The 22,531-nt window shown below is 52.8% G+C and carries 23 protein-coding genes; 4 read left to right on the top strand and 19 right to left on the bottom strand.

What is annotated here, in order from left to right; all coding sequences use genetic code 11:
* The 5 genes from FDX03_RS23145 to ulaA form a co-directional block, all read right to left on the bottom strand.
* Positions 1–84, bottom strand: an 84-nt coding sequence (locus tag FDX03_RS23145; RefSeq protein ID WP_249357024.1) for a hypothetical protein, incomplete at its 3' end; no start/stop codon positions are given.
* Positions 85–93: 9 nt separating this feature from the next.
* Positions 94–744 carry a 3-keto-L-gulonate-6-phosphate decarboxylase UlaD gene (ulaD, locus tag FDX03_RS07160; protein ID WP_115643999.1) on the bottom strand — a complete coding sequence of 217 codons (651 nt, stop codon included), beginning with the start codon at positions 742–744 and terminating at the stop codon, positions 94–96.
* Between the two features lie 12 nt (positions 745–756).
* Entirely contained in the window at positions 757–1,224 is a 468-nt protein-coding gene (gene ulaC / locus FDX03_RS07155) for a PTS ascorbate transporter subunit IIA (protein ID WP_048212878.1), read from the bottom strand.
* 9 nt (positions 1,225–1,233) lie between these two features.
* Positions 1,234–1,539 carry a PTS ascorbate transporter subunit IIB gene (gene ulaB / locus FDX03_RS07150; protein ID WP_115601100.1) on the bottom strand — a complete coding sequence of 102 codons (306 nt, stop codon included), beginning with the start codon at positions 1,537–1,539 and terminating at the stop codon, positions 1,234–1,236.
* 15 nt (positions 1,540–1,554) lie between these two features.
* Positions 1,555–2,952, bottom strand: coding sequence for a PTS ascorbate transporter subunit IIC (gene ulaA, locus FDX03_RS07145; protein ID WP_040232971.1), 1,398 nt, complete (start codon positions 2,950–2,952; stop codon positions 1,555–1,557).
* Between the two features lie 363 nt (positions 2,953–3,315).
* On the opposite strand from ulaA, the gene ulaG reads away from it, so the two are divergent.
* Together ulaG and ulaR are read left to right on the top strand one after the other, a co-directional pair.
* Entirely contained in the window at positions 3,316–4,380 is a 1,065-nt protein-coding gene (gene ulaG, locus FDX03_RS07140) for an L-ascorbate 6-phosphate lactonase (RefSeq protein WP_048212879.1), read from the top strand.
* Between the two features lie 106 nt (positions 4,381–4,486).
* Positions 4,487–5,242, top strand: coding sequence for an HTH-type transcriptional regulator UlaR (ulaR, locus tag FDX03_RS07135; RefSeq protein ID WP_061067103.1), 756 nt, complete (start codon positions 4,487–4,489; stop codon positions 5,240–5,242).
* On the opposite strand, the gene yjfP is transcribed toward ulaR, so the two are convergent.
* Positions 5,239–5,988: an esterase gene (yjfP, locus tag FDX03_RS07130; protein ID WP_101742910.1), complete on the bottom strand. Its 750-nt coding sequence runs from the start codon at positions 5,986–5,988 to the stop codon at positions 5,239–5,241. The genes ulaR and yjfP overlap by 4 nt on opposite strands.
* A gap of 181 nt (positions 5,989–6,169) precedes the next feature.
* Here yjfP and bsmA point away from each other — a divergent pair, with 181 nt between their 5' ends.
* The gene (gene bsmA / locus FDX03_RS07125; RefSeq protein WP_040232967.1) at positions 6,170–6,499 is read left to right on the top strand and encodes a biofilm peroxide resistance protein BsmA; all 330 of its coding nucleotides are present in this window, start codon (positions 6,170–6,172) and stop codon (positions 6,497–6,499) included.
* A 147-nt stretch (positions 6,500–6,646) separates the two neighbouring features.
* Positions 6,647–6,922, top strand: coding sequence for a DUF1471 family protease activator YjfN (gene yjfN / locus FDX03_RS07120; RefSeq protein ID WP_082193776.1), 276 nt, complete (start codon positions 6,647–6,649; stop codon positions 6,920–6,922).
* 85 nt (positions 6,923–7,007) lie between these two features.
* Here the strand turns inward: yjfN and FDX03_RS07115 are convergent, their stop codons facing one another.
* The 13 genes from FDX03_RS07115 to amiB form a co-directional block, all read right to left on the bottom strand.
* On the bottom strand, positions 7,008–8,630 hold the full coding sequence (locus tag FDX03_RS07115; protein ID WP_137345711.1) for an isovaleryl-CoA dehydrogenase: 1,623 nt from the start codon (positions 8,628–8,630) through the stop codon (positions 7,008–7,010).
* Between the two features lie 119 nt (positions 8,631–8,749).
* Positions 8,750–9,481: a 23S rRNA (guanosine(2251)-2'-O)-methyltransferase RlmB gene (gene rlmB, locus FDX03_RS07110; protein ID WP_003830482.1), complete on the bottom strand. Its 732-nt coding sequence runs from the start codon at positions 9,479–9,481 to the stop codon at positions 8,750–8,752.
* A 70-nt stretch (positions 9,482–9,551) separates the two neighbouring features.
* Positions 9,552–12,014, bottom strand: coding sequence for a ribonuclease R (gene rnr, locus FDX03_RS07105; protein WP_137345710.1), 2,463 nt, complete (start codon positions 12,012–12,014; stop codon positions 9,552–9,554).
* A 156-nt stretch (positions 12,015–12,170) separates the two neighbouring features.
* Positions 12,171–12,596: a nitric oxide-sensing transcriptional repressor NsrR gene (gene nsrR / locus FDX03_RS07100; RefSeq protein ID WP_005134424.1), complete on the bottom strand. Its 426-nt coding sequence runs from the start codon at positions 12,594–12,596 to the stop codon at positions 12,171–12,173.
* Between the two features lie 216 nt (positions 12,597–12,812).
* Entirely contained in the window at positions 12,813–14,111 is a 1,299-nt protein-coding gene (purA, locus tag FDX03_RS07095) for an adenylosuccinate synthase (protein ID WP_005134423.1), read from the bottom strand.
* Positions 14,112–14,213: 102 nt separating this feature from the next.
* Positions 14,214–14,411 carry a DUF2065 family protein gene (locus FDX03_RS07090; RefSeq protein ID WP_005122170.1) on the bottom strand — a complete coding sequence of 66 codons (198 nt, stop codon included), beginning with the start codon at positions 14,409–14,411 and terminating at the stop codon, positions 14,214–14,216.
* An 82-nt stretch (positions 14,412–14,493) separates the two neighbouring features.
* On the bottom strand, positions 14,494–15,498 hold the full coding sequence (gene hflC / locus FDX03_RS07085) for a protease modulator HflC (protein ID WP_005122169.1): 1,005 nt from the start codon (positions 15,496–15,498) through the stop codon (positions 14,494–14,496).
* Between the two features lie 2 nt (positions 15,499–15,500).
* Positions 15,501–16,754, bottom strand: coding sequence for an FtsH protease activity modulator HflK (hflK, locus tag FDX03_RS07080; RefSeq protein ID WP_048212892.1), 1,254 nt, complete (start codon positions 16,752–16,754; stop codon positions 15,501–15,503).
* Positions 16,755–16,943: 189 nt separating this feature from the next.
* A complete protein-coding gene (gene hflX, locus FDX03_RS07075; RefSeq protein WP_003025589.1) occupies positions 16,944–18,224 on the bottom strand; it encodes a ribosome rescue GTPase HflX in 1,281 nt (426 codons plus the stop codon).
* Positions 18,225–18,298: 74 nt separating this feature from the next.
* On the bottom strand, positions 18,299–18,607 hold the full coding sequence (gene hfq / locus FDX03_RS07070) for an RNA chaperone Hfq (protein WP_003025584.1): 309 nt from the start codon (positions 18,605–18,607) through the stop codon (positions 18,299–18,301).
* A gap of 210 nt (positions 18,608–18,817) precedes the next feature.
* On the bottom strand, positions 18,818–19,768 hold the full coding sequence (miaA, locus tag FDX03_RS07065; protein WP_137345709.1) for a tRNA (adenosine(37)-N6)-dimethylallyltransferase MiaA: 951 nt from the start codon (positions 19,766–19,768) through the stop codon (positions 18,818–18,820).
* Positions 19,761–21,629 carry a DNA mismatch repair endonuclease MutL gene (gene mutL, locus FDX03_RS07060; protein WP_116361040.1) on the bottom strand — a complete coding sequence of 623 codons (1,869 nt, stop codon included), beginning with the start codon at positions 21,627–21,629 and terminating at the stop codon, positions 19,761–19,763. The genes miaA and mutL overlap by 8 nt, the downstream gene beginning before the upstream one ends.
* A 9-nt stretch (positions 21,630–21,638) precedes the next feature.
* On the bottom strand, positions 21,639–22,531 hold an 893-nt coding region (gene amiB / locus FDX03_RS23140), incomplete at its 5' end, for an N-acetylmuramoyl-L-alanine amidase AmiB (protein ID WP_249357009.1).

The following is a 22,531-nucleotide window of genomic DNA, read 5'->3' as shown; positions in this document are numbered from 1 at the left end:
CGCCAGTTGCAAGCGTTCGAGCCAGCACTCCCCGCCGGGGAGTGCTTTTTCATAAATACCGAGCGGGACCTGTTTCGACAACATAGCCGCTCCTTATCCCCACAGCTGGGCGATGGAACGTTTAAACTGACGAGCGGCCTCAACCGGAGAAGCCGCGTCGCGAATGCTGCGACCAGCGATAAAGACGTGAATCGGGATCCCTTTGAACAGCGGCAGATCCTCCAGCGCCAGACCACCAGTAACGGTAACTTTAAAGCCCATATCGGCCAAACGCCTGATCGCACTGATATCCGCCTCTCCCCACGCCACGCCTGCCGCCTGCGCATCACGACTGCGGTGATAGACAACTTGCCCAATACCCGCGTCACGCCACTCCTGCGCCTGCTCCCAGGTCCAGTAGCCGGTCAGTTCAATCTGTACGTCACCGTTAAATTCTTTCGCCACCTCCAGCGCACCCTTGGTGGTGTTGATATCGGCACAGCAGATGACAGTAATCCAGTCAGCGTTGGCTTCGAAACACATGCGGGAGAGGATTTTGCCCGCGTCGGCAATTTTAGCGTCCGCCAGCACTATTTTATGCGGGTAAAGCGCCTTCAGATCGCGAACGGCACGAACGCCCTCTGCCACGCAAAGAATCGTACCCACCTCAATGATATCGACCTCTTCGGCAATCAGACGCGTCGTTTCATACGCGGAAGACATTGATTGGTTATCCAGCGCTACCTGCAACATAGGTAATGACATTTTGGTATCCTTTTAAACAGCCGCCGCAGTGGCGTTATCAATTAAATCCAGCACTTCCTGCGCGGTGCGGCAGGCGCGTAAACGGTCGAAATTGGCTTCGTCGTCAAACAGATTCACGATCTGCATGATGCCTACTTCCTGATGCGTGTTGGCGTCAACTGCCGCCATCGTGATCAGAATATCGACCGGGTCGTTATCTTCGTGGTTAAACACCAGCGGCGTTTTCAGCGTCACCAGCGCAAAACCGGTTTTCTTAACCCCTTCCTCCGGACGTCCATGCGGCATAGCAAGGCCCGGCGCAATCACAAAGTACGGGCCAAACTGTTCTACTCCGTCGAGGATGGCCTGGTAGTAGCGTGGTTCAACCACATCAGCCTTAACCAGCAGATCCACGCCAAGCTTTACCGCTTCCTGCCAGGTGCTGGCCTCGGCCTGTAAAAGGATGGAATTATTGTTTGCCAGCGAATCACGTAATTTCATGGTGCGTCCTTACTTCACATCCTGTGGGAAATGCGCTTGGATCACTTCCAGCAGTTTTGGTCCAAAATCGGCGGGAGACAGCATGTTGCGCACGCCGACAACATATTTATTGCCAGATACGGTAATCTCGCCGGCAATATGGGTAGAGGCGATGATGATATCTGCGCCGCTCAGTTCACTTTTGTATTCCCCCACGGCACAGCTGTTTACCGTATGGTCGATATTTGACTGGGTTAAAAACTGATCCACCTTCATTTTCATGATCATGGAACTGCCCTGCCCATTGCCACATACAGCCAGAATACGTACGGTCATAATCGGAACTCCTTTTTAAGCAGAGTGTTCTGCCAGTTGTTTTTCTGCGTCTTCCTCAGCGCGCAACGTACGCCCTGCGAAAAACATATAAGCCAGTGCAATCAGAATAATGACGGCCATAAACACGATGCCGATGGAGGCGAAACCCTGCATCATCGGCGGCGCCAGAATTGACCAGTCCGCCATGCCCATCCAGGCACTCATACCGGTAAGCTTCACCGCCCAGACGCAGCCAAAGATTTCGATCATCCCCATCACCAGGCAAATCTTGAGCGCCGCGCGCCAGCCGCCAAAGTGGTTAGCAAATACGCCGATAGTGGCGTTCGAGAAGAACATCGGGATAAAGCCTGGGATAATCAGGATGGAGGAGCCGCAGCCCACAAGGATGCCCACCGCAATCAGTTGGCCGATAGTGCCCCACATAAAGCCCCAGACCACCGCGTTAGGAGCAAAGCTATAAATCGCCGCGCAGTCGATGGCCAGCACCGCGCCGGGAATCAAACGTTGAGAGATACCGTTGAACGCTTCTGAAAGTTCAGCAACGAACATACGTACTCCCTGGGTGATGATGAAAATAGCGACGGCGAACGAAAAACCAGTCTGCAGGATATAGACTGTCCAGTGGGTTTTACCCGCCATCGCCTGAACCACATCAATGCCAAAAGAGAGCAGGATCGCGCCGAAGAAAATGGTCATCACTATCGCGGTAGAAACGATGTTGTCATGGAAGATATTCAACCAGCCTGGCAGCTTGAGATCTTCCACGCTCTCCTCTTTCTTACCCAGGTAAGGCGCGACTTTGTAGGCAATCCACGAGGCGAACTGCTGCTGGTGACCGATGGAAAAACCGCAACCGTCGGTCACTTCCTGGGTCGGTTTGTACATCATATTGGAGGTAATACCCCAGTAGAGCGACACCAGCACCGCGGTGCAGATGATGGTCGTCCACATGGAATAGCCAAAGATGTAGAAAGAGACGGCAATCAGGCCCGCCTGCTGGAACATGATGTGCCCGGTCAGCATGATGGTGCGAATACCGGTTATCCGCCGTAGCAGTACGTAACAAATGTTTAGCGCCAGCGCCAACAGTACCGCGTACCCTACCCAGCTATAGGCATCCCCCATACGTTCGATGGTTGCCATCATGGAAGCATAGGTATCAGAAATCGCACCGTTGATACCGTAAACCTCGGACATCTTCGCCACTACCGGTTTGAACGTGCTGGTGAGAATGCCAGATCCCGCCTGCAGCAGCATAAAACCGATAATCGTTTTGATCGTGCCTTTAATGATAACGCTGACACTTTTACGCAACAGGATATAGCCAAGACAGGTCACAATACCCAGCAACAGCGGGGCGTTGGTCATAACCTGATTAAAAAAGACGGTAAAGATGTTGTAGAGGATCTCCATAACGATCTCCAGTAGACGAAGTTGCCGGGCTTTCCACACGCCAGGATGTTGTGCACTCACTGTAATTTTCAAAAGTAATCACAACAAGATTAAATTTGATTAAATGTGATGAAGTACGCAAATAATTACCACATTTGAAAAATGGGTAATTATTCAATGCTATGAAAAACATTCAATACCAATTAAATCAATGAATTACAGAAAGCGGAATAGCGTAAAATCACCTAAAATCATTACATTACCTTTTCTGTTATCCGCACAAAGCTCAAAAATCCCCCATTGCCAATATGAAAAAATAATGTCAGGATTAATCAAAACAAATCACATATTGATTTAATTTGAACAAAAATGAAGGTAAATGCGATGAGTAAAGTAAAAAGCATCACGCGTGAATCATGGATCCTGAGTACATTCCCGGAGTGGGGAAGCTGGCTGAATGAAGAGATCGAACAGGAACAGGTCGCACCAGGCACTTTCGCTATGTGGTGGCTTGGCTGTACCGGAATTTGGCTGAAGTCGGAAGGCGGGACTAACATCTGCGTCGATTTCTGGTGCGGCACGGGTAAACAGAGTCACGGCAACCCGCTGATGAAAACCGGCCACCAAATGCAACGTATGGCTGGGGTAAAAAAACTGCAGCCTAACCTGCGCACCACGCCGTTTGTTCTTGATCCGTTTGCCATTCGACAGATCGATGCGGTACTGGCGACGCACGATCATAACGATCACATCGACGTGAATGTTGCGGCAGCCGTCATGCAGAACTGCGCCGACGACGTGCCGTTTATCGGCCCACAAACCTGCGTGGATCTGTGGATCGGTTGGGGTGTGCCAAAAGAACGCTGCATCGTGGTGAAACCGGGCGACGTGGTTAAAGTAAACGATATTGAGATTCATGCGCTCGACGCGTTTGATCGTACTGCATTAATCACCTTGCCTGCAGATCAAAAAGCAGCAGGCGTCCTGCCTGACGGCATGGATGCACGTGCAGTTAACTACCTGTTCAAAACGCCGGGCGGTACGCTGTACCACAGCGGTGATTCGCACTACTCCAACTACTATGCAAAACATGGCAACGAATATCAGATCGACGTCGCGCTCGGCTCCTACGGTGAGAACCCTCGTGGGATTACGGACAAAATGACCAGCGCCGACATGCTGCGTATGGCGGAAGCGCTGAATACAAAAGTCGTGATCCCTTTCCATCATGACATCTGGTCAAACTTTCAGGCCGACCCACAGGAGATCCGCGTCCTGTGGGAGATGAAAAAAGATCGCCTTAAGTATGGCTTTAAGCCATTCATCTGGCAGGTAGGCGGCAAATTCACCTGGCCGCTGGACAAAGATAACTTTGAATATCACTATCCGCGCGGCTTTGATGACTGTTTCACGATTGAGCCGGATTTACCGTTTAAATCCTTCCTGTGATCCACACAAAATGCCGGGCTATCCCGGCATTTTTTCCCTTTTACTTTAGTATTTCCAGGCTATTTCAAATATCATCTTTTCAAATCAATTTGTATCGGAATAGCTCATGACTGAAGCACAAAGACATCAAATATTGCTGGATATGCTGGCGCAGTTGGGCTTTGTTACCGTTGAGAACGTCATTGAGCGTCTGGGGATTTCACCCGCAACGGCGCGCAGGGACATCAACAAACTCGACGAAAGCGGCAAACTCAAGAAAGTCCGCAACGGCGCAGAAGCCATTACCCAGCAGCGTCCACGCTGGACGCCAATGAATTTACACCAGGCGCAGAACCACGATGAAAAAGTCCGTATTGCCAAGGCGGCATCCCAGCTTGTGAATGCGGGAGAAAGCGTGGTGATCAACTGCGGATCGACCGCTTTCCTGCTGGGTCGTGAAATGTGCGGCAAGCCGGTGCAGATCATCACCAACTATCTGCCGCTGGCAAACTATCTGATCGACCAGGAGCATGACAGCGTGATCATCATGGGCGGGCAATACAACAAAAGCCAATCCATCACGCTTAGCCCACAAGGCAGTGAAAATAGCCTGTATGCCGGACACTGGATGTTTACCAGCGGTAAAGGATTAACTGCGGACGGACTGTATAAAACCGATATGCTGACCGCGATGGCCGAGCAGAAGATGCTTAACGTGGTGGGCAAACTGGTGGTACTGGTCGATAGCAGTAAGGTCGGTGAACGTGCGGGAATGCTGTTCAGTCGCGCCGATCAAATCGATACGCTGATTACCGGTAAAAACGCGAACCCTGAGATTCTGCAACAGCTTGAAGCTCAGGGCGTGAACATTTTGCGGGTTTAGAGGTGCTGGCGGAAAAATGCTACCGTCGCAGCCAGCGCTTCTGGCGTGATGCGGTGTCGGACACCCACTTCCCACAGGCAGGTCAGATGGTTATCCAGACCTGCCTGAATTAACGCCTGCTGCAAACGAAAAGTTTCCACAGCCGGAACCACATCGTCCTCCTGACCATGCCACAGCAGCAATGGTCTGTCGGCCAGACGTTGCAGTTGATGCGTAACGTCCCATTCGGCGAGCGGTGCAATAACGGCATCGAACTCCGCCTGCTGCTCTGGCGTCTGGACATGTAAAGGGGGAAAAAGCGTCTGCGCAAGCCGGGTAAAATAGCCCGACCCCATCAGGCTGGCTACACATTTAACCTCGGGGTGGCGGGCCATAATGCCCAACGCCGTCATTCCTCCCATTGACGCCCCCGCAACGGCAAGTCGTTCATCTGATAGCCAATTTTCCGCCACCAGCGCCGCACGTAACGTCGTAAACTCCTGCATATTTTGCTGCAAAATCTGCCAGAAGCGGTACATTCTCCCCTGTGCATCACTAGTGAAGCGGGCACCATGATCGGCCGCATCTGGCATCACGACCCGGAATCCAGCCTGAGCCAGAGCAACGGCAAAATAGCTGTAGACCAGGCTTGAAGAGGTAAACCCGTGATAGAAGATAATACAAGGGAGTGAACATTCGCGTTTGCCAGCCGGAACGGCGTGCAGGACAGGGATACCCGCCAACTGTCGTGTTTCAATTTCGATCATTTGTCGCCTCTTTCTTTCTGGTATGCCATGCAGCAATACTTAACGCAAGCGAATGTGTTCGGCAATGATTCATAATGTTGAGAACTGGGTTACGCTTTCGCAACATTTTCATTCGAAAATCGCGTGAGAGATAACAATTCGGGAACATTCCCCTAAAGGGAATTTAATAAGGCACTACACTATGGCTATCAGGAAACGAGATAGAGTTATGCGTCGGTTTGCCTCTTTGTTGCTGGTGACGTTTTTAAGCGCCTGTAGCGTGTTACAGGGTACGCCACAACCTGCACCGCCCGTAGCCGACCACCCGCAAGAGATCCGCCGCGACCAAAGCAACGGGTTGCAGCGAATAGGGACAGTCAATGCGCTGGTAAGAGGCTCTCCAGATGATGCGCTGGCAGAGATCCGTGCCAAAGCCGTCGCGGCTAAAGCTGATTATTACGTTGTCTTATTAGTTGATGAGACTATCGTGACAGGCCAATGGTATTCACAAGCTATTTTGTATCGTAAATAACATTGGCTTGAAATTTAGTCAGCTTTACATTGCTTTGCGCCCCTATGCGTTTACCTGTGCACAATAAACCAACAGCAGGGAGCTTGAGGTTTATTATCGCGATGGAATGCCCTGCCATGTGTAGGGGTACGAATAATGGAGCTGACGATGAAACAATCACTTGCCTTATCCTCACTGCTGTTTTCTGCCGGACTGGTAGGTACAACGGCGCAGTCTGCCGAGTTCGCCAGTGCTGACTGCGTTACGGGCCTGAACGAAATTGGCCTGATCTCTGTCAGTAACATTGCAGGGAATCCGCAGGATGTAGAACGTGTAATCGCGTTAAAAGCGGATGAACAAGGTGCCTCATGGTATCGGATCATTCAGATGTACGAAGAACAGCAGCCAGATAACTGGCGCGTACAGGCCATACTTTATGCATAACAGATTGCCGGATGGCGTAAACGTATCCTGCCTGTATTGAACGTAGACAGGATACGACGCGACAGCATCGCCATCTGGCATAGTATTACCGTATTCCTCCCGTCGCCCGCAGCAGCAAATCACCCTGCACCTGTGCAGAAAACTGTGTTACACCACGCGTATCCAGCATCATCTGACACCAGGCTTGCGCGACTGGCGGAGAGGCATAACGCAACATCTGCGCCCCGCAGCCGAGCAGGAACAATTGCTGCGTAATCTCCCGTCCCAACTCCTCGCTGGGTTTACGTAAATGCTGCTGCAGCTTGCGCACCATTCGATCGTAATGCCGATCTTGTCCCTTTACCTCCGCAAAGGCTTCGCTGAGCATATCGTAGATGCCGGGTTGTTTTGTAAGTACCCGCAATACATCAAGGCACATAATGTTGCCGGAGCCTTCCCAGATACTGTTTACCGGCATCTCACGGTACAGGCGCGGTAGCTCGCTCTCCTCGCAGTAGCCAATCCCGCCCAGTACTTCCATCGCCTCGGCAACGAACGGCATGCCATTTTTGCAGATGGCAAATTTCGCTGCGGGTGTGAATAATCTGGCCCACAGCGCTTCTTTCGTATCGGTACGACGATCCCAGGCTCGCGCCAGCCGAAACAGTAGCGCGGTCTGCCCTTCCAGTTGCAACGCCATTCGGCTTAGTACCTGACGCATCATCGGTTGTTCGATCAAAGGTTTACCAAATACCTGCCGCTGATGCGCATGGTAAATCGCCACGGAAAAAGCACGTCGCATCATGCCGTGGCTGCCGAGCGCGCAGTCAAAACGCGTCATCCCGCCCATTTTCAGGATATGGCGGATACCTTCCCCTTCTTCACCCAATAGCCAGCCGATCGCATCGTGGAATTCAACCTCGCAGCTGGCGTTGGAGCGGTTGCCTAACTTATCTTTCAGTCGTTCAAGGCAAATCGCATTCCGGCTCCCATCGGGTAAAAATCGCGGTACAAAAAAACAGGATAAACCGCCCTTTGCCTGGGCCAGCACCAAATGGGCATCGCTTTGCGGCACGGAGAAAAACCACTTATGTCCCACCAGCCGATACGCGCCGTCTGCAAGACGTTCTGCCTGAGTGGTATTGCTCAGCACATCTGAGCCACCCTGTTTTTCAGTCATACCCATACCAATCAGTAGCCCGCGCTTTTGCCCTCCGGGCAGTAAATGCGAGTCATAACGGTCGCTTAGCAGCGGCGTCAGCCAGTCGTGAAAGGGGGCGGGTAACATTTGAAGTAACAGCGGCGTGGCGGCAAACGTCATGGTCACCGGACACAAGGTGCCCGCTTCCACCTGCGCATGCAGCATGAAACGGGCAGCTCGGGCAACAAACGAGCCCTGCCTGGCCTCCTCTTCCCAGGCCAGGTTATGTACGCGGTTGGCGCACAATCCCTGCATCAGCAAATGCCAGGCGGGATGAAACCGCACATCATCCAGCCGCTGCCCCTGCGGGTCGTAGCGCAACAGTTCGGGTGGATAAGCGTTAGCTAACCGACCCAATTCGAGCGATTCCGCAGTCCCTAACTGCTGACCAATACTGGCGAGGAGATCGCTGTCCCAAGCTGCGCCTTCGCGATTGACCGCTTCGCACAGTGCGCCATCTGACAGGTATAAGTTGCTGTTATTGAGCGGTACAGGTTGGTTAAAAACGGTATGCGTTTGCCAGTGCATTGTGTCTCCCTCCGTCAATGGCCGTCGCCTTAAGTATGGCCAGTCAGAGAAGAGAGTGCCTGGGATTAAGGTCACAAAAAAGCCATCCCGAAGGATGGCTTAAGAGAAGAAGGAATCAATTACCCGCGTTGACGAACAGCTTCAAACAGGCAAATTCCCGTCGCAACAGAGACGTTAAGCGATGAAACGCTCCCGGCCATTGGGATGCTGATCAGTTCATCACAGTGTTCACGGGTCAGACGGCGCATACCTTCGCCCTCTGCACCCATTACCAGCGCCAGACGTCCGGTCATTTTGCTCTGATACAACGTATGGTCAGCTTCGCCTGCGGTACCAACGATCCAGATGTTCTCTTCCTGCAACATACGCATGGTGCGCGCCAGGTTGGTCACGCGGATCAGCGGTACGCTTTCTGCCGCGCCACAGGCGACTTTTTTCGCCGTCGCATTCAGCTGCGCAGAACGATCCTTCGGTACGATAACCGCATGCACGCCGGCAGCATCGGCGCTACGCAAACATGCGCCCAGGTTATGTGGATCAGTGACGCCATCGAGGATCAAAAAGAACGGCTGATCGAGTGTAGCAATCAGATCCGGCAGATCGTTTTCCTGGTACTGACGACCCGGTTTCACGCGAGCAATAATTCCCTGATGTACCGCACCCTCGCTTTTCTCATCCAGGAACTGGCGGTTAGCCAACTGGATGACAACACCCTGTGCTTCCAGTGCGTGGATCAGCGGCAGCAGGCGTTTATCTTCACGACCTTTGAGAATAAAGACGTCCTGGAAGCGCTCCGGCGCACGTTCCAGCAAAGCCTGCACCGCATGGATGCCGTAAATCATTTCACTCATGAATGTACTCGTTAATAGTTTATGCGTAACGCGGGCAACGCGGGGTTGCCCGACTTACTGTTTGTGGCGGTTATTGTGCGACGTTCTTTTTCGCTGCACGTTTAGCTTTGGTGGCGGCAGCGATTTTAAGCGTTTTTGCCGATGGTTTTTTCGCTTTTTTATCGCCTTTCTTCTCAGCCGCTTTCTTATCCGCCTGAGGTTTGGCTCTGCCTTTCTTCTCGCCGCGGAAAGCGCTGTCCGGCTCGAAATTCACCTTTTTGCCCATCTGACGACGTTTACCGGTATTTTTACCCGCATCGCCTTTTTTCGCTTTTTCGCGCGCGGTTTTACCTTCATTGCGCGGCGCACGTTCGCTGGAGATCAAACTGAAATCGATTTTACGCTCGTCCATATTGACAGCTTCCACACGGACTTCCACCCGATCGCCCAGGCGATACATTTGACCGCTGGATTCCCCCGTCAGGCGCTGCCCAACCTGGTCGAAACGATAGTAGTCGTTATCCAGGGAGGAGACATGCACCAGACCATCGATAAACAGCTCATCAAGGCGGACAAAGAAGCCAAAACCCGTCACGCTGGCAATCACGCCTTTAAAGACATTACCCACCTGATCCAGCATGAAATCGCACTTCAGCCAGTCAGAGACATCGCGCGTGGCTTCGTCAGCACGGCGCTCTGCCATTGAACAGTGTTGACCCAGTTGCAGCATCTCTTCCATCGAATAATGGTAGCCACCGGTTTCCGTGGTGTTGCCTTTATGGCCCTGCTCCTGCGCCAGCAGATACTTAATTGCCCGGTGCAAGGAGAGATCCGGGTAACGACGGATCGGTGAAGTAAAGTGCGCATAAGATTGCAGCGCCAGACCAAAGTGCCCACGGTTTTCCGGATCGTAAATCGCTTGCTTCATCGAACGCAGCAGCATGGTTTGCAGCATTTCTGCGTCAGGTCGGTCAGCAATCGACTCCAGCAGTTCCGCGTAATCACGTGGCTCCGGTTTGTTGCCGCCAGGCAGCTCCAGTCCCAGCTCCGCCAGCACGGAACGGAACGAGTTAATCGCTTCGGTCGTCGGCTTATCGTGAATACGGAACAGCGCGGGTTCTTTGGCTTTCTCAACGAATCGCGCCGCTGAGATGTTCGCCATGATCATGCACTCTTCAATCAGTTTGTGCGCGTCATTACGTTGCGTCTGCTCGATACGCTCAATACGGCGTTCAGCATTGAAGATAAACTTCGCTTCTTCACTTTCAAACGAGATACCACCACGCTCTTCACGCGCTTTATCCAGCACTTTGTAGAGGTTGTGCAGCTCTTCAATGTGTTTAACCAACGGCGCGTACTGCTCACGCAACTCCTGGTCGCCCTGCAGCATGTGCCAGACCTTGGTGTAGGTCAGACGCGCATGGGAACTCATGACCGCTTCGTAGAATTTAAAGCCAGTTAAACGGCCTTTCGACGAAATGGTCATTTCGCAGACCATACACAACCTGTCCACCTGCGGGTTGAGCGAACACAATCCGTTAGACAGCACTTCCGGCAGCATCGGAACAACCTGCGACGGGAAGTAAACGGATGTGCCACGGCTGCGGGCTTCCAGGTCCAGCGGAGTCGGCGGGCGAACGTAATAGCTTACGTCAGCAATCGCCACCCATAAACGCCAGCCGCCGCCACGTTTTTTCTCGCAATAGACGGCATCATCGAAATCACGCGCATCTTCACCATCGATAGTAACCAGCGGCAAATCGCGCAGATCGACGCGTCCGATTTTCGCCTCTTCCGGTACTTCTTCTTTCAGGCCGGCGACCTGTTTCTCTACTGCCTGCGGCCAGATATAGGGAATTTCATGAGTACGCAGAGCCATATCAACGGCCATGCTGGTGCCCATATTATCGCCCAGCACTTCAACAATTTTACCCACAGCTTTGGTACGGCGGGTCGGGCGCTGGGTCAGTTCAACCACCACCACAAAGCCCATACGAGCCCCCATCACCTCTTCCGGCGGGATCAGGATATCGAAGCTCAGGCGGCTGTCGTCAGGGACAACAAACCCAACGCCAGCGTCGGTAAAGTAGCGACCAACAATCTGGCTGGTTTTTGGCACCAGGACGCGCACAATACGCGCTTCGCGACGACCTTTACGGTCCGCGCCCAGCGGCTGTGCCAGTACCTGATCGCCATGAATGCAGGTTTTCATCTGCTCGCTGGACAGGTACAGGTCATCTTTGCGGCCTTCAACGCGCAGAAAGCCGTAGCCATCACGGTGGCCAATAACGGTGCCTTTCAGCAGGTCAAGACGTTCCGGCAGCGCATAGCACTGACGGCGGGTGAAGACCAGTTGCCCGTCACGCTCCATGGCGCGCAGGCGGCGACGCAGCGCTTCCTGCTGCTCTTCACCTTCAATGTTGAGTTCAGCGGCCAGCTCATCGCGGTTGGCCGGTTTTTCACGTTTAGTTAAATGTTCGAGGATAAATTCCCGGCTCGGGATAGGATTCGCGTATTTTTCTGCTTCGCGTTCCTGGAAAGGATCTTGTGACATCGAGGTTCCTCCATTGTCAGCTCTGATGGAATTCCTTCGTCTTTCACGACGCCTCTTTGTTGGCTGCCTTTGCTCCCCCTCAGTCACTTACTTTTGTAAGCTCCCGGGAGTCGCTCAGTTGCCGCCGCGATGCGACGCGAAATACTTTGGACTTCATTACTCCACCAGCAATAATTTATAAAGCGGTTGATTTTCTTCAACCAAATCAGCAAGTGTGTAGTTGTCCAGTTCCGTGAGAAAACTTTGCACTGCCTTAGAAAGCGCCTGTTTGAGTCGACAGGCTGGGGTAATGTGGCAAAACTCGCTGCTACAATTGACCAACGATAGCGGTTCCAGCTCGCGAACCACATCACCAATACCAATAGCTTTAGCCGGTTTGCCCAGGCGGATACCGCCATTTTTTCCACGAATAGCAGTAACAAAGCCCGCCCGGCTAAGTTGATTGATTATTTTGACCATATGATTACGGGACACGCCGTAGACTTCTGTCACCTCAGAAATACTGGTCATACGTCCTTCGGGAAGTGACGCCATGTAGATTAGCGCACGTAATCCGTAATCGGTGAAACTTGTTAACTGCACATCAACCTCAGGAAAAGGGATAAAACGGATAAACCTGGTGGTATTAATTATATTGATGATAAACCAGCCACCAGCCAGGTCGCTAATTTATTTCAGTTCAGGAAGGAAAAAAGCGAGGAACTTACGTGATTTTAAGCCGAATGCTGCTGCAAAGCACTCCATCCGGCCTAAGATAGTGCAAGCGCAGCGCCATTCGACGCCACGCTATAACCAGAATTATGCGTCGAACGGGTCGCGCAGGATCATGGTTTCAGTACGGTCTGGGCCAGTTGAGATAATATCAATCGGCACACCGGTCAGTTCTTCAATACGCTTGATGTAGTTCAGTGCTGCCTGCGGCAGACCGCTACGTTCCTTCACGCCGAAGGTAGATTCAGACCAGCCCGGCATGGTTTCGTAAATCGGCTCAATACCTTTCCAGTCGTCAGCTGCCAGCGGAGTCGTCGTGACTTCACGACCATCCGGCATACGGTAAGCGACACAGATTTTCACCTCTTTCAAACCGTCCAGTACGTCCAGTTTGGTCAGGCAGAAGCCAGACAGGGAGTTAATCTGTACTGCACGACGCACAGCAACGGAGTCCAGCCAACCGGTGCGACGACGACGACCGGTGGTCGCGCCATACTCGTTACCTTGTTTGCACAGGAACTCGCCAACGTCATCAAACAGCTCAGTCGGGAACGGACCCGCACCGACACGTGTAGAGTAAGCTTTGATGATACCCAGAACGTAGTCCACATAACGCGGACCCAGGCCGGAGCCGGTTGCCACGCCACCCGCAGTGGTGTTGGAAGACGTTACGTACGGATAGGTACCGTGGTCAATATCCAGCAGCGTACCCTGCGCACCTTCGAACATGACGAAATCGCCACGCTTACGCGCCTGGTCCAGCAGATCGGAAACATCAACAACCATAGATGTCAGGATGTCGGCAATTGCCATCACGTCATCCAGCACTTTCTGGTAGTCAACTGCTTCAACTTTATAGAAATTCACCAGCTGGAAGTTGTGATATTCCATCACTTCTTTCAGTTTTTCAGCGAAAGTTGCTTTATCAAACAGATCGCCAACGCGCAGACCGCGACGAGCCACTTTATCTTCATAAGCCGGGCCGATACCACGACCGGTGGTGCCGATCGCTTTCTCACCGCGCGCTTTCTCACGAGCGTTATCCAACGCAACATGATAATCAAGGATCAGCGGACACGCTTCAGACAGCAGCAGGCGCTCACGAACCGGGATACCACGATCTTCCAGCCCTTTCATCTCTTTCATCAGCGCGGACGGAGACAGTACAACACCGTTACCGATGATGCTGGTTACATTCTCGCGAAGAATACCTGATGGAATAAGATGGAGGACGGTTTTTTCACCGTTGATTACGAGAGTATGGCCTGCGTTGTGACCGCCCTGGTAGCGCACAACATATTTAGCCCGTTCAGTCAGAAGATCGACGATCTTCCCTTTACCTTCGTCACCCCATTGGGTGCCCAGTACGACGACGTTGTTACCCATTTTTCAAAATCACCGTTTGCTTAAAAATGGATTCTACCACCGCTTTTTCAGATATACAGCACTTTTTGCATCCAAAATCCTGCAAATTAGTCTACTTATTGTTCAGCCAATCGTTTTCCTCAACATGTAGTAGACCACTACGCCCGCAACCACAAGACCTCCACCAAAACGACGTAAAATATTTTCAGGAAGTTGTGCCATCGCCGAGATCATTTTCTTCCAGGCGCGGGGATACAGCATAGGGCCCAGGCCTTCCAGCACCAAAACCAGCGCGAGCGCCAGCAAAATTGTTGAATTCATCCGTCGTCCTTATATAAAAAGAAAACCACCGCATCCCTGGGGATGCCGGTGGTTTTGCTGGTCTAAAACCGCTGGAGCTATTTTAGCGTGTTGCGCTATTCGGCGTCTTCATGTAACGGAAGAAATCGCTGTCCGGGCTCATGACCATCACATCCTGGTTTCCTTCGAAACTCTTCTCGTAAGCGCGCAGGCTACGGATGAAGGCGTAGAAGTCAGGATCCTGGCTGAACGCATCGGCAAACAATTTAGCGGCTTCTGCATCACCTTCACCGCGCATGATGCGGCCCTGGCGCTCAGATTCTGCCAGCGTTTTAGTGACTTCATAGTCCGCTGTTGCACGCAGTTTTTCCGCTTCTTCCTGACCTTGTGAACGATGGCGACGCGCTACCGCTTCACGCTCAGCGCGCATACGGTTGTAAATAGCCTCGGATACTTCAGCTGGCAGGTTGATTTGCTTGATACGCACATCGACCACTTCGATACCCAGTGCCGCCATACTGTTCGGGTTGATGACCGGAACTTTACCGTTCGTTTCTGCCTGCACACGTTCAGCCGCTTCGGCTATCGCGCTATCCGCCGCCGGCGTCGCGACTTCATCTTCCGTGCCAGCAGAACCGGAGTTCAGCGCGTCACGGACTTCCAGGGTCAGACGACCGCGGGAATCGGTAACGATGTCTTTCACGTCCAGACGACCAATTTCAGAACGCAGACGGTCAGAGAACTTACGTTTCAACAGCACTTCTGCCTGAGAAACATCGCCACCGCCCGTTGCCAGGTAGTAGCGGCTAAAGTCACTGATACGCCACTTAATGTAGGAGTCAACGATCAGGTCTTTCTTCTCTTTGGTGACAAAGCGATCGGCCTGGTTGTCCATGGTCTGAATACGCGCATCCAGCATCTTCACGGATTCAATAAACGGAATCTTGAAGTGCAGGCCTGGTGCAACGACCAGCGGCTTGTTGTCATCGTCACGCAGAACTTTACCAAAGCGCAGTGTAATACCGCGCTCGCCTTCTTTGACCACAAAGACAGACATGAACAGAACTACCAGAACGATGATGATAATCGCAATAACTGACTTACGCATCGTTATTCCCCCTGACGCTGGTAGTCGTTACGCTGCGCGTTCGCGCGGCGTTGGTCCATAATATCGCCCTGACTGGTGGACGAGGTGTTGCTTGCCCCAGTGCTGGAAGACGTTACCGGTGGCAGACGCAGCAGATTTGAACTGCTGTCGCTCTTCGCTGCTGGCGCATTACCACCTTTCAGCATCTGATCCAACGGCAGAACCATCAGATTGCTGCCCTTATCGTTAACCAGTACTTTACGGGTATGGCTCAGCACTTTTTCCATGGTTTCGATATACAGACGCTCGCGAGTAATCTGCGGTGCGGCTTTATATTCCGGCAGAATTTTTGCGAAACGAGCCACTTCACCCTGTGCTTCCAGGATGGTCTGGGTCTTATACGCACGCGCTTCTTCCAGAATACGCTGCGCCTGACCGTTTGCACGTGGCTGAACTTCGTTGGTATACGCTTCTGCTTCACGGATGTACTGCTGCTCGTTTTCACGCGCTGCGATAGCATCATCAAACGCCGCTTTTACCTCTTCCGGTGGACGTGCAGCCTGGAAGTTGACGTCCAGCAGGGTGATACCCATGTTGTATGGACGAATGGTTTCTTCCAGTTCACGCTGGGTATCGCTACGAATAACGGTACGCCCTTCAGTCAGGATACGATCCATGGTGTATTTACCGATGACCCCACGCAGGGCGCTGTCGGTTGCCTGACGCAGACTGTCATCCGCGCTGGTTACGCTAAACAGGTAACGCTGCGGATCGGTCACACGGTACTGCACGTTCATTTCAACGCGCACGACGTTTTCGTCTGATGTCAGCATCACGCCGGATGCGGCGAGTTCACGCACAGCTTCCACGTTGACCGGGGTCACTTCGTCGATAAAGGTCGGTTTCCAGTTCAGACCCGGCTCAACCAGATGGCTGAATTTACCGAAGCGTGTCACCACGCCACGTTCCGCTTCTTTAATGGTGTAGAAACCGCTGGCCGCCCAGATAATGACGATAGCTGCCGCTGCGATAGTAAAGACTCGGCCGCCCAGTTGCGGACGCGGGCCTTGTGATGAACTACCACCACCAGAACCCGTACCTTTACCGCCACCCAAACCACCGAGTTTTTTACTCAGTTTGCGGAAGATATCATCCAGATCGGGAGGTCCCTGATCGCGACCACCTTTGTTTCCATTTCCCTCTGGGTTGCCGCCAGGTTTGCTGCTTCCCCAGGGGTCGCGGTCTTGTCCGTTATTACCGGGCTGATTCCACGCCATGTTTGTGCTCCATATTTGTTATGCGATGCTATACCTGCGTTTTTTGCGCTGCAGATGCGTTGGCAACATCTTTCAACCCCAGTCACATAGTTGACTATGCACCTGGAGATTTCAGGACTTGCCGCCTTTCTGCCGCATAAAATCCACGAGGAATAGAGGCGAAAAAATCTTCAGGCCATATCCGTCAGGTCAGACAACATAGTCTTCCAGTGCCGGTTCTTGTTTACAGAGGCGACGCCAGTCTACGATCGGCATACGAACCTGCAGACCTACGCTGCCGTCCTCCTCCATCCACTCTTTCTCTATTGCCTGAAGTTGGTAAAACCGGCTTCTCAGTCGCCCTTCCTGCGGCGGCAAACGCAACGTATGTTGCGCAACCTCACCGGAAAGTCGCTCTGTCAAAGCCTGAAAAAGCTGTGGTATACCTATTCCCGTTTGCGCTGAAACCCAAACGCGAATCGGTTTATTCTCTTCATCTCTGTCGATACGCGGTTCAAAATCATCCAGCATATCGATTTTATTCATCACCAACAGAGTCGGGATCTCATGCGCATCGATCTCTTCGAGCACCGTGTCGACGGCCTCAATGTTTTCCTGCACACGAAAATCTGCTGCATCAATGACGTGCAGCAGCAATGTCGCCTGACGAGTTTCCTGCAGGGTGGCTTTAAACGCCGCCACCAGGTCGTGCGGTAAATGACGGATAAACCCTACGGTATCCGCCAGCACGGTTTCACCGACGTCCGCTACGTCTATTCGGCGCAGCGTCGGGTCCAGGGTCGCAAACAGCTGGTCCGCTGCGTAAACCCGGGCTTCGGTTATCTGGTTGAACAGGGTGGATTTTCCGGCGTTGGTATATCCCACCAGTGATACGGTTGGGACATCCGCTTTCTTGCGCGACTGCCGCCCCTGCTCACGTTGCTTTTCAACTTTTTCCAGGCGCGACTGTATTTGCAAAATGCGATTACGCAGCAAACGACGGTCAGTTTCGAGCTGGGTTTCACCCGGACCACGCAAACCAATCCCGCCCTTTTGCCTTTCAAGGTGAGTCCAGCCACGGACCAGGCGTGTAGCCATATGGCGCAACTGCGCCAGCTCAACCTGCAACTTACCCTCATGGGTCCGCGCACGCTGGGCAAAAATATCTAAAATAAGACCAGTCCTGTCGATAACAAGACACTGGCACAACTGTTCCAGGTTACGTTCCTGGGCAGGGCTTAGAGCATGATCAAAAATCACCACCGCAGCGCCAGTCGCTTTTACGGCTTCGGCAATTTCGATTGCCTTACCTTCACCAACAAAATACTTCGGGTGCGGTGCTTTACGGCTCCCGGTAATCACCTGCATTGCTTCGACACCGGCGGAAGAAACCAGAGATTCAAACTCCTGGAGGTCTTCCATATCTTTGTCTTGCGAAAAATAGATGTGTACCAGTACCGCCTGCTCACCGGCATCATAACGGTCAAACAAGCGTCAACCCCTTAATATATATCAACGGGGAACGCAGGATCGCTGGCTCCCCGTGTGTAAAACAGCTAACAACCTTATTCGGTTTCTTCGCTGTCCTGTTGCGCAGATGAACCTTGCGCGTTGCTACCGTGATGGTAGTTGCTGCCAGTGCCGCCGGTGGCATTATTGCTGTGATGAGAAACCGGGCGAGACGGGACAACAGTAGAAATCGCGTGCTTATAAACCATCTGGCTGACCGTGTTTTTCAACAGGATCACGAACTGATCAAAAGACTCGATTTGACCTTGCAGCTTAATACCATTCACCAAATAAATAGAAACTGGAACACGTTCCCGACGCAGTGCGTTCAGGAACGGATCTTGTAAAGATTGCCCCTTAGCCATTCTCTCTTTTCCTTATATGCTTATTTGTACTTAATACGCTTCATCCTTCAGGTTGCCTCTACGTTAGCGACGTTCGTTCCCCCCTGTCACTTACTTGAGCAAGCTCCTGGGGATTCACTCTCTTGCTGCCTTGATGCAACTTGAATGACTTTGCGTATTGAACCTTATGGTTCTGAAAAATTGCGCACGATACGTTTCAATTGTACACATTCAGTTCGCGATAGCACCAACAACCTGTAATACTTCGTTTCGCGCCTGGTCAGGCTTTTCACTGTCAAGCCAGTGCACCCCTTCCCAACCACGCAACCAGGTTATCTGCCGCTTCGCTAACTGCCTCGTGGCGCAAACACCTCTATAAACCATTTCATCGTATGAAATTTCGCCTTCAATGTATGACCACATCTGGCGATACCCGACACAACGAATGGAAGGCAAATCCGTATGCAAATCTCCTCGGGCAAAAAGCGCCCGGACTTCTGCTTCAAAACCTGAAGCTAACATCTGATGAAAACGCTGCTCAATTCGCTGATGGAGCAATTCACGGCTCGCCGGAGCGATCGCAAACTGGTGCACCTGATACGGCAAAGCATCTCCTGACGTTTGCGTCAGCTCCGTTAAAGTTTTACCCGAAATGAAAAAAACTTCCAGTGCCCGGGAAAGTCTTTGCGGATCATTTGGATGAATCCGCGCTGCAGCTACCGGGTCAATCTCCTGAAGCTGTCGGTGTAACGCGTCCCATCCAAGCTCTGCCGCCTGCTGCTCGATTCTGGCCCTGACCTCCGGATCTGCCGACGGTAACGGTGACAACCCTTCAAGCAAGGCTTTGAAATATAACATAGTGCCACCCACTAACAGTGGGATACGCCCCGCTGCAGTGATATCGGCCATCTCGGCTAGCGCATCGCGACGAAAATCCGCAGCAGAATACGCTTGCGCCGGATCACGAATATCCAGCAATCGGTGTGGTGCGGCCTTCAATTCATTAGCATCAGGCTTCGCGGTGCCGATATCCATCCCCTTGTAAATAAGGGCGGAATCAACGCTTATCAACTCTACGGGCAAAACTTTACGCAATTCAATTGCTAATGCTGTTTTACCGGAGGCCGTTGGCCCCATCAAAAAAATCGCCTTTGGCAGGCTCGCCTTACAGGTATCACTCATGTTTCAGGGCGTTCATTACCGAATGTAAATCAACAGGTTGTAACAGACCACCCGGCGGTGCCTTCACGAGTTGTGGGCATAGCCGCTCAACATCCGCCAACAGAGTAATCGCCTGGGCCATACTCCACTGCGGATGCTCGCTCATCAGGTTACGTGCAATCCACTGCGCAATGTTGCCCGCTTCGAATACGGTTTGCTGCGCCAGGTAGCCTATCAGTTCAGGAATCAAGATTTGTAAATTTTGTTGGCGTAAGGGTAAAGGCACCGCCCGGATGGTCACATGCTGCGCATCCAGCTGAAATTCAATCCCCAAATCGGCCAGTTGGCTCTGCCCTTTTTGCAACGCTGCTTTTTCATCAGCGGTGACTTTTAGACGTAACGGGATCAGCAATGGCTGAGCGCAAACAGGGGCCTGGCCGGGCGTAAGCTGCGCCTGCCGCAACCACCGTTCCGCAACAGGTAACGCCAGCAGCCGAATCTGGCTATCGCTTTCCAGTAATGCACAGTCGGTCCCTACGATAGTCAGCACCCTTCCAAACCCTTGACTGTTACCGGTAAGAGGTGCTGCCGGCGTTTCAGTGACCGGTGGTTTGTGCATTGGAGCCGGTGTCTGCAGCAGGCGCTGATAAATTTCGCCCTGCTGCTTTTGATATCCAGGCTGGGCATGCGGCCAGCTCGCTGCCTGACGGCCTGCGCCACTACTGCCGCTTCCAGCGCCAGTGGAAGCAGAGTAACGCGGTGTCGCTGGTTCGCGCGCGGGAGTCGGTTCGGCAAAATGGTTACGTCCGGCGGCGACACGGTTTTCCGGGATGTGCCTTGGGGCAGGCTCATTGTCGTCAGCCAACGGCAGTGATGTTTCAAGCTGCTGCTGCAGGACGCTCAACACGCCCTGGTAAATAAAATCGTGCACCAGGCGGGATTGATGAAAACGGACCTCATGTTTGGCAGGATGTACGTTAACATCCACCTGATGCGGGTCGATTTCCAGATACAGCACAAAAGCGGGTTGTTGATCGGCTCCCAGCTTATCTTCACAGGCCTGACGAATAGCATGGTTGATCAGCCGGTCGCGCATCATCCGGCCATTCACATAGCAGTACTGGATTTCCGCCAGCGCAGCCGTTGTGTGGTTCGGATCGGCCACCCAGCCGCGCAGGGTTAAATCGCCATGCTGCCATTCAATCGCCAGCGCATGTTCCAGAAACGGCGTGCCGCAAATCGCGCCCAGTCGACGCTCTTTTTGTCCATCCGCCGCTACGGCACGATACTGGCGCACCATTTTGCCGTTGTGTGACAAATTAATTGTCACATCGAAACGCGCCAACGCAATGCGGCGAATAATCTCGTCGATATGATTAAATTCGGTTTTCTCCGTGCGCATAAACTTGCGTCGGGCTGGCGTGTTGTAAAACAGATCCAGCACTTCCAGCGTAGTACCCACCGGATGCGCAGCAGGTTTAACCGTCACATCCATGTCGCGCCCTTCGGCATAGGCTTGCCAGGCTTCAGGCTGCTCTTGCGTGCGCGACGTCAGGGTTAAACGAGAGACTGAGCTAATGCTGGCTAACGCTTCGCCGCGAAATCCGAGGCTCACGATGGCCTCGAGATCGTCAAGCGAGGCAATTTTACTGGTGGCGTGACGCGCCAGCGCCAACGCCAGCTCGTCTTTTTTAATCCCGCAGCCGTTGTCACGAATACGGATAAGCTTCGCACCACCGCGCTCTATATCAATATCAATGCGCGTCGCACCGGCATCAATGCTGTTTTCCACCAGCTCTTTCACCACTGACGCAGGCCGTTCTACCACCTCGCCTGCGGCAATCTGGTTCGCCAGCTGTGGCGGTAGAACCTGAATCGGCATGGCTAATCCTTAATTTGTTAACGTGCTGCCAGGCGATACAGCACTGGCGGTTTGCGCCTGTGCGCCCTGCGGCCCGGTTTGCATTGGGTGCGCCTGGAAATAGTTACGCAATCCTTTGTAAATCGCCTCGGCCAGCTGCTGCTGATAATCATCACTCGCCAACAGACGCTCTTCGCTGTTGTTACTGATAAAGCCGGTCTCAACCAGCACTGACGGGATATCAGGCGAACGCAGTACGCCAAGACTGGCGTGTTCCGGACGGCGCTTATGCATCGAACCAATACGTTCTAACTGGCCGATCATGCTGGTCGCCACATCATACCCGACGCGCTGCGAATGACCGAACTGCAGATCCAGTACGGCCTGGCTGAGATAAGGATCGGACTGGCTGTTTGCCAGCACATCGCCCGCGCCGCCCAACAGCTCCGATTGCTTCTCATGCTGTTCCAGCCAGCCGGCCATCTCACTGTTCGCCCGACGGTTCGACAGCACCCAAACGGAAGCGCCTGTGGCATCCCGGTTTGGCGCGGCATCCGCATGAATAGAGACCAGGAAATTGGCGTTTTGTTTACGCGCGACGTCTGAACGCCCCATCACCGAGATAAAGTAATCACCATCACGAGTGAGGACGCCTTTAAACATCGGATCATCATTGAGCAAGCTGCGCAGTTTGCGCGCCACGGCAATCGTGACGTTTTTCTCACGCGTGCCGCCAGGGCCAATCGCCCCCGGATCCTGCCCGCCGTGTCCGGCATCAATGGCAATAACCACTTTATCGCCGTTACCGGTGCTGGCGCGCGCCGCAGGTCGTGTGGAGGTATTACTGTTAGTAACGATCGTCGTGCGATCATTTTCCGCTTTAAACGGGTTACGCGCAGGCTCGGCAGGACGAGGGGCGACAA

Source organism: Citrobacter sp. wls827, from assembly GCF_005280875.1.
GTDB lineage: Bacteria > Pseudomonadota > Gammaproteobacteria > Enterobacterales > Enterobacteriaceae > Citrobacter > Citrobacter youngae.
Note: the sequence above shows the minus strand (reverse complement) of the source record. Positions and strands in the feature narration are given on the sequence as shown.

Excerpts from the sequence above, each read along its gene's own strand:
- FDX03_RS07115 (WP_137345711.1), bottom strand. The coding sequence starts at position 8,630 with ATGCACTGGCAAACGCATACCGTTTTTAACCAACCTGTACCGCTCAAT.
- bsmA (WP_040232967.1), top strand. The coding sequence starts at position 6,170 with ATGGCTATCAGGAAACGAGATAGAGTTATGCGTCGGTTTGCCTCTTTG.
- ulaB (WP_115601100.1), bottom strand. The coding sequence starts at position 1,539 with ATGACCGTACGTATTCTGGCTGTATGTGGCAATGGGCAGGGCAGTTCC.
- yjfP (WP_101742910.1), bottom strand. The coding sequence starts at position 5,988 with ATGATCGAAATTGAAACACGACAGTTGGCGGGTATCCCTGTCCTGCAC.
- ulaG (WP_048212879.1), top strand. The coding sequence starts at position 3,316 with ATGAGTAAAGTAAAAAGCATCACGCGTGAATCATGGATCCTGAGTACA.
- FDX03_RS07090 (WP_005122170.1), bottom strand. The coding sequence starts at position 14,411 with ATGAATTCAACAATTTTGCTGGCGCTCGCGCTGGTTTTGGTGCTGGAA.
- ulaC (WP_048212878.1), bottom strand. The coding sequence starts at position 1,224 with ATGAAATTACGTGATTCGCTGGCAAACAATAATTCCATCCTTTTACAG.
- miaA (WP_137345709.1), bottom strand. The coding sequence starts at position 19,768 with ATGAGTGATACCTGTAAGGCGAGCCTGCCAAAGGCGATTTTTTTGATG.
- rlmB (WP_003830482.1), bottom strand. The coding sequence starts at position 9,481 with ATGAGTGAAATGATTTACGGCATCCATGCGGTGCAGGCTTTGCTGGAA.
- ulaR (WP_061067103.1), top strand. The coding sequence starts at position 4,487 with ATGACTGAAGCACAAAGACATCAAATATTGCTGGATATGCTGGCGCAG.
- rnr (WP_137345710.1), bottom strand. The coding sequence starts at position 12,014 with ATGTCACAAGATCCTTTCCAGGAACGCGAAGCAGAAAAATACGCGAAT.
- hfq (WP_003025584.1), bottom strand. The coding sequence starts at position 18,607 with ATGGCTAAGGGGCAATCTTTACAAGATCCGTTCCTGAACGCACTGCGT.
- ulaA (WP_040232971.1), bottom strand. The coding sequence starts at position 2,952 with ATGGAGATCCTCTACAACATCTTTACCGTCTTTTTTAATCAGGTTATG.
- hflC (WP_005122169.1), bottom strand. The coding sequence starts at position 15,498 with ATGCGTAAGTCAGTTATTGCGATTATCATCATCGTTCTGGTAGTTCTG.
- purA (WP_005134423.1), bottom strand. The coding sequence starts at position 14,111 with ATGGGTAACAACGTCGTCGTACTGGGCACCCAATGGGGTGACGAAGGT.
- yjfN (WP_082193776.1), top strand. The coding sequence starts at position 6,647 with ATGAAACAATCACTTGCCTTATCCTCACTGCTGTTTTCTGCCGGACTG.
- ulaD (WP_115643999.1), bottom strand. The coding sequence starts at position 744 with ATGTCATTACCTATGTTGCAGGTAGCGCTGGATAACCAATCAATGTCT.
- hflK (WP_048212892.1), bottom strand. The coding sequence starts at position 16,754 with ATGGCGTGGAATCAGCCCGGTAATAACGGACAAGACCGCGACCCCTGG.
- mutL (WP_116361040.1), bottom strand. The coding sequence starts at position 21,629 with ATGCCGATTCAGGTTCTACCGCCACAGCTGGCGAACCAGATTGCCGCA.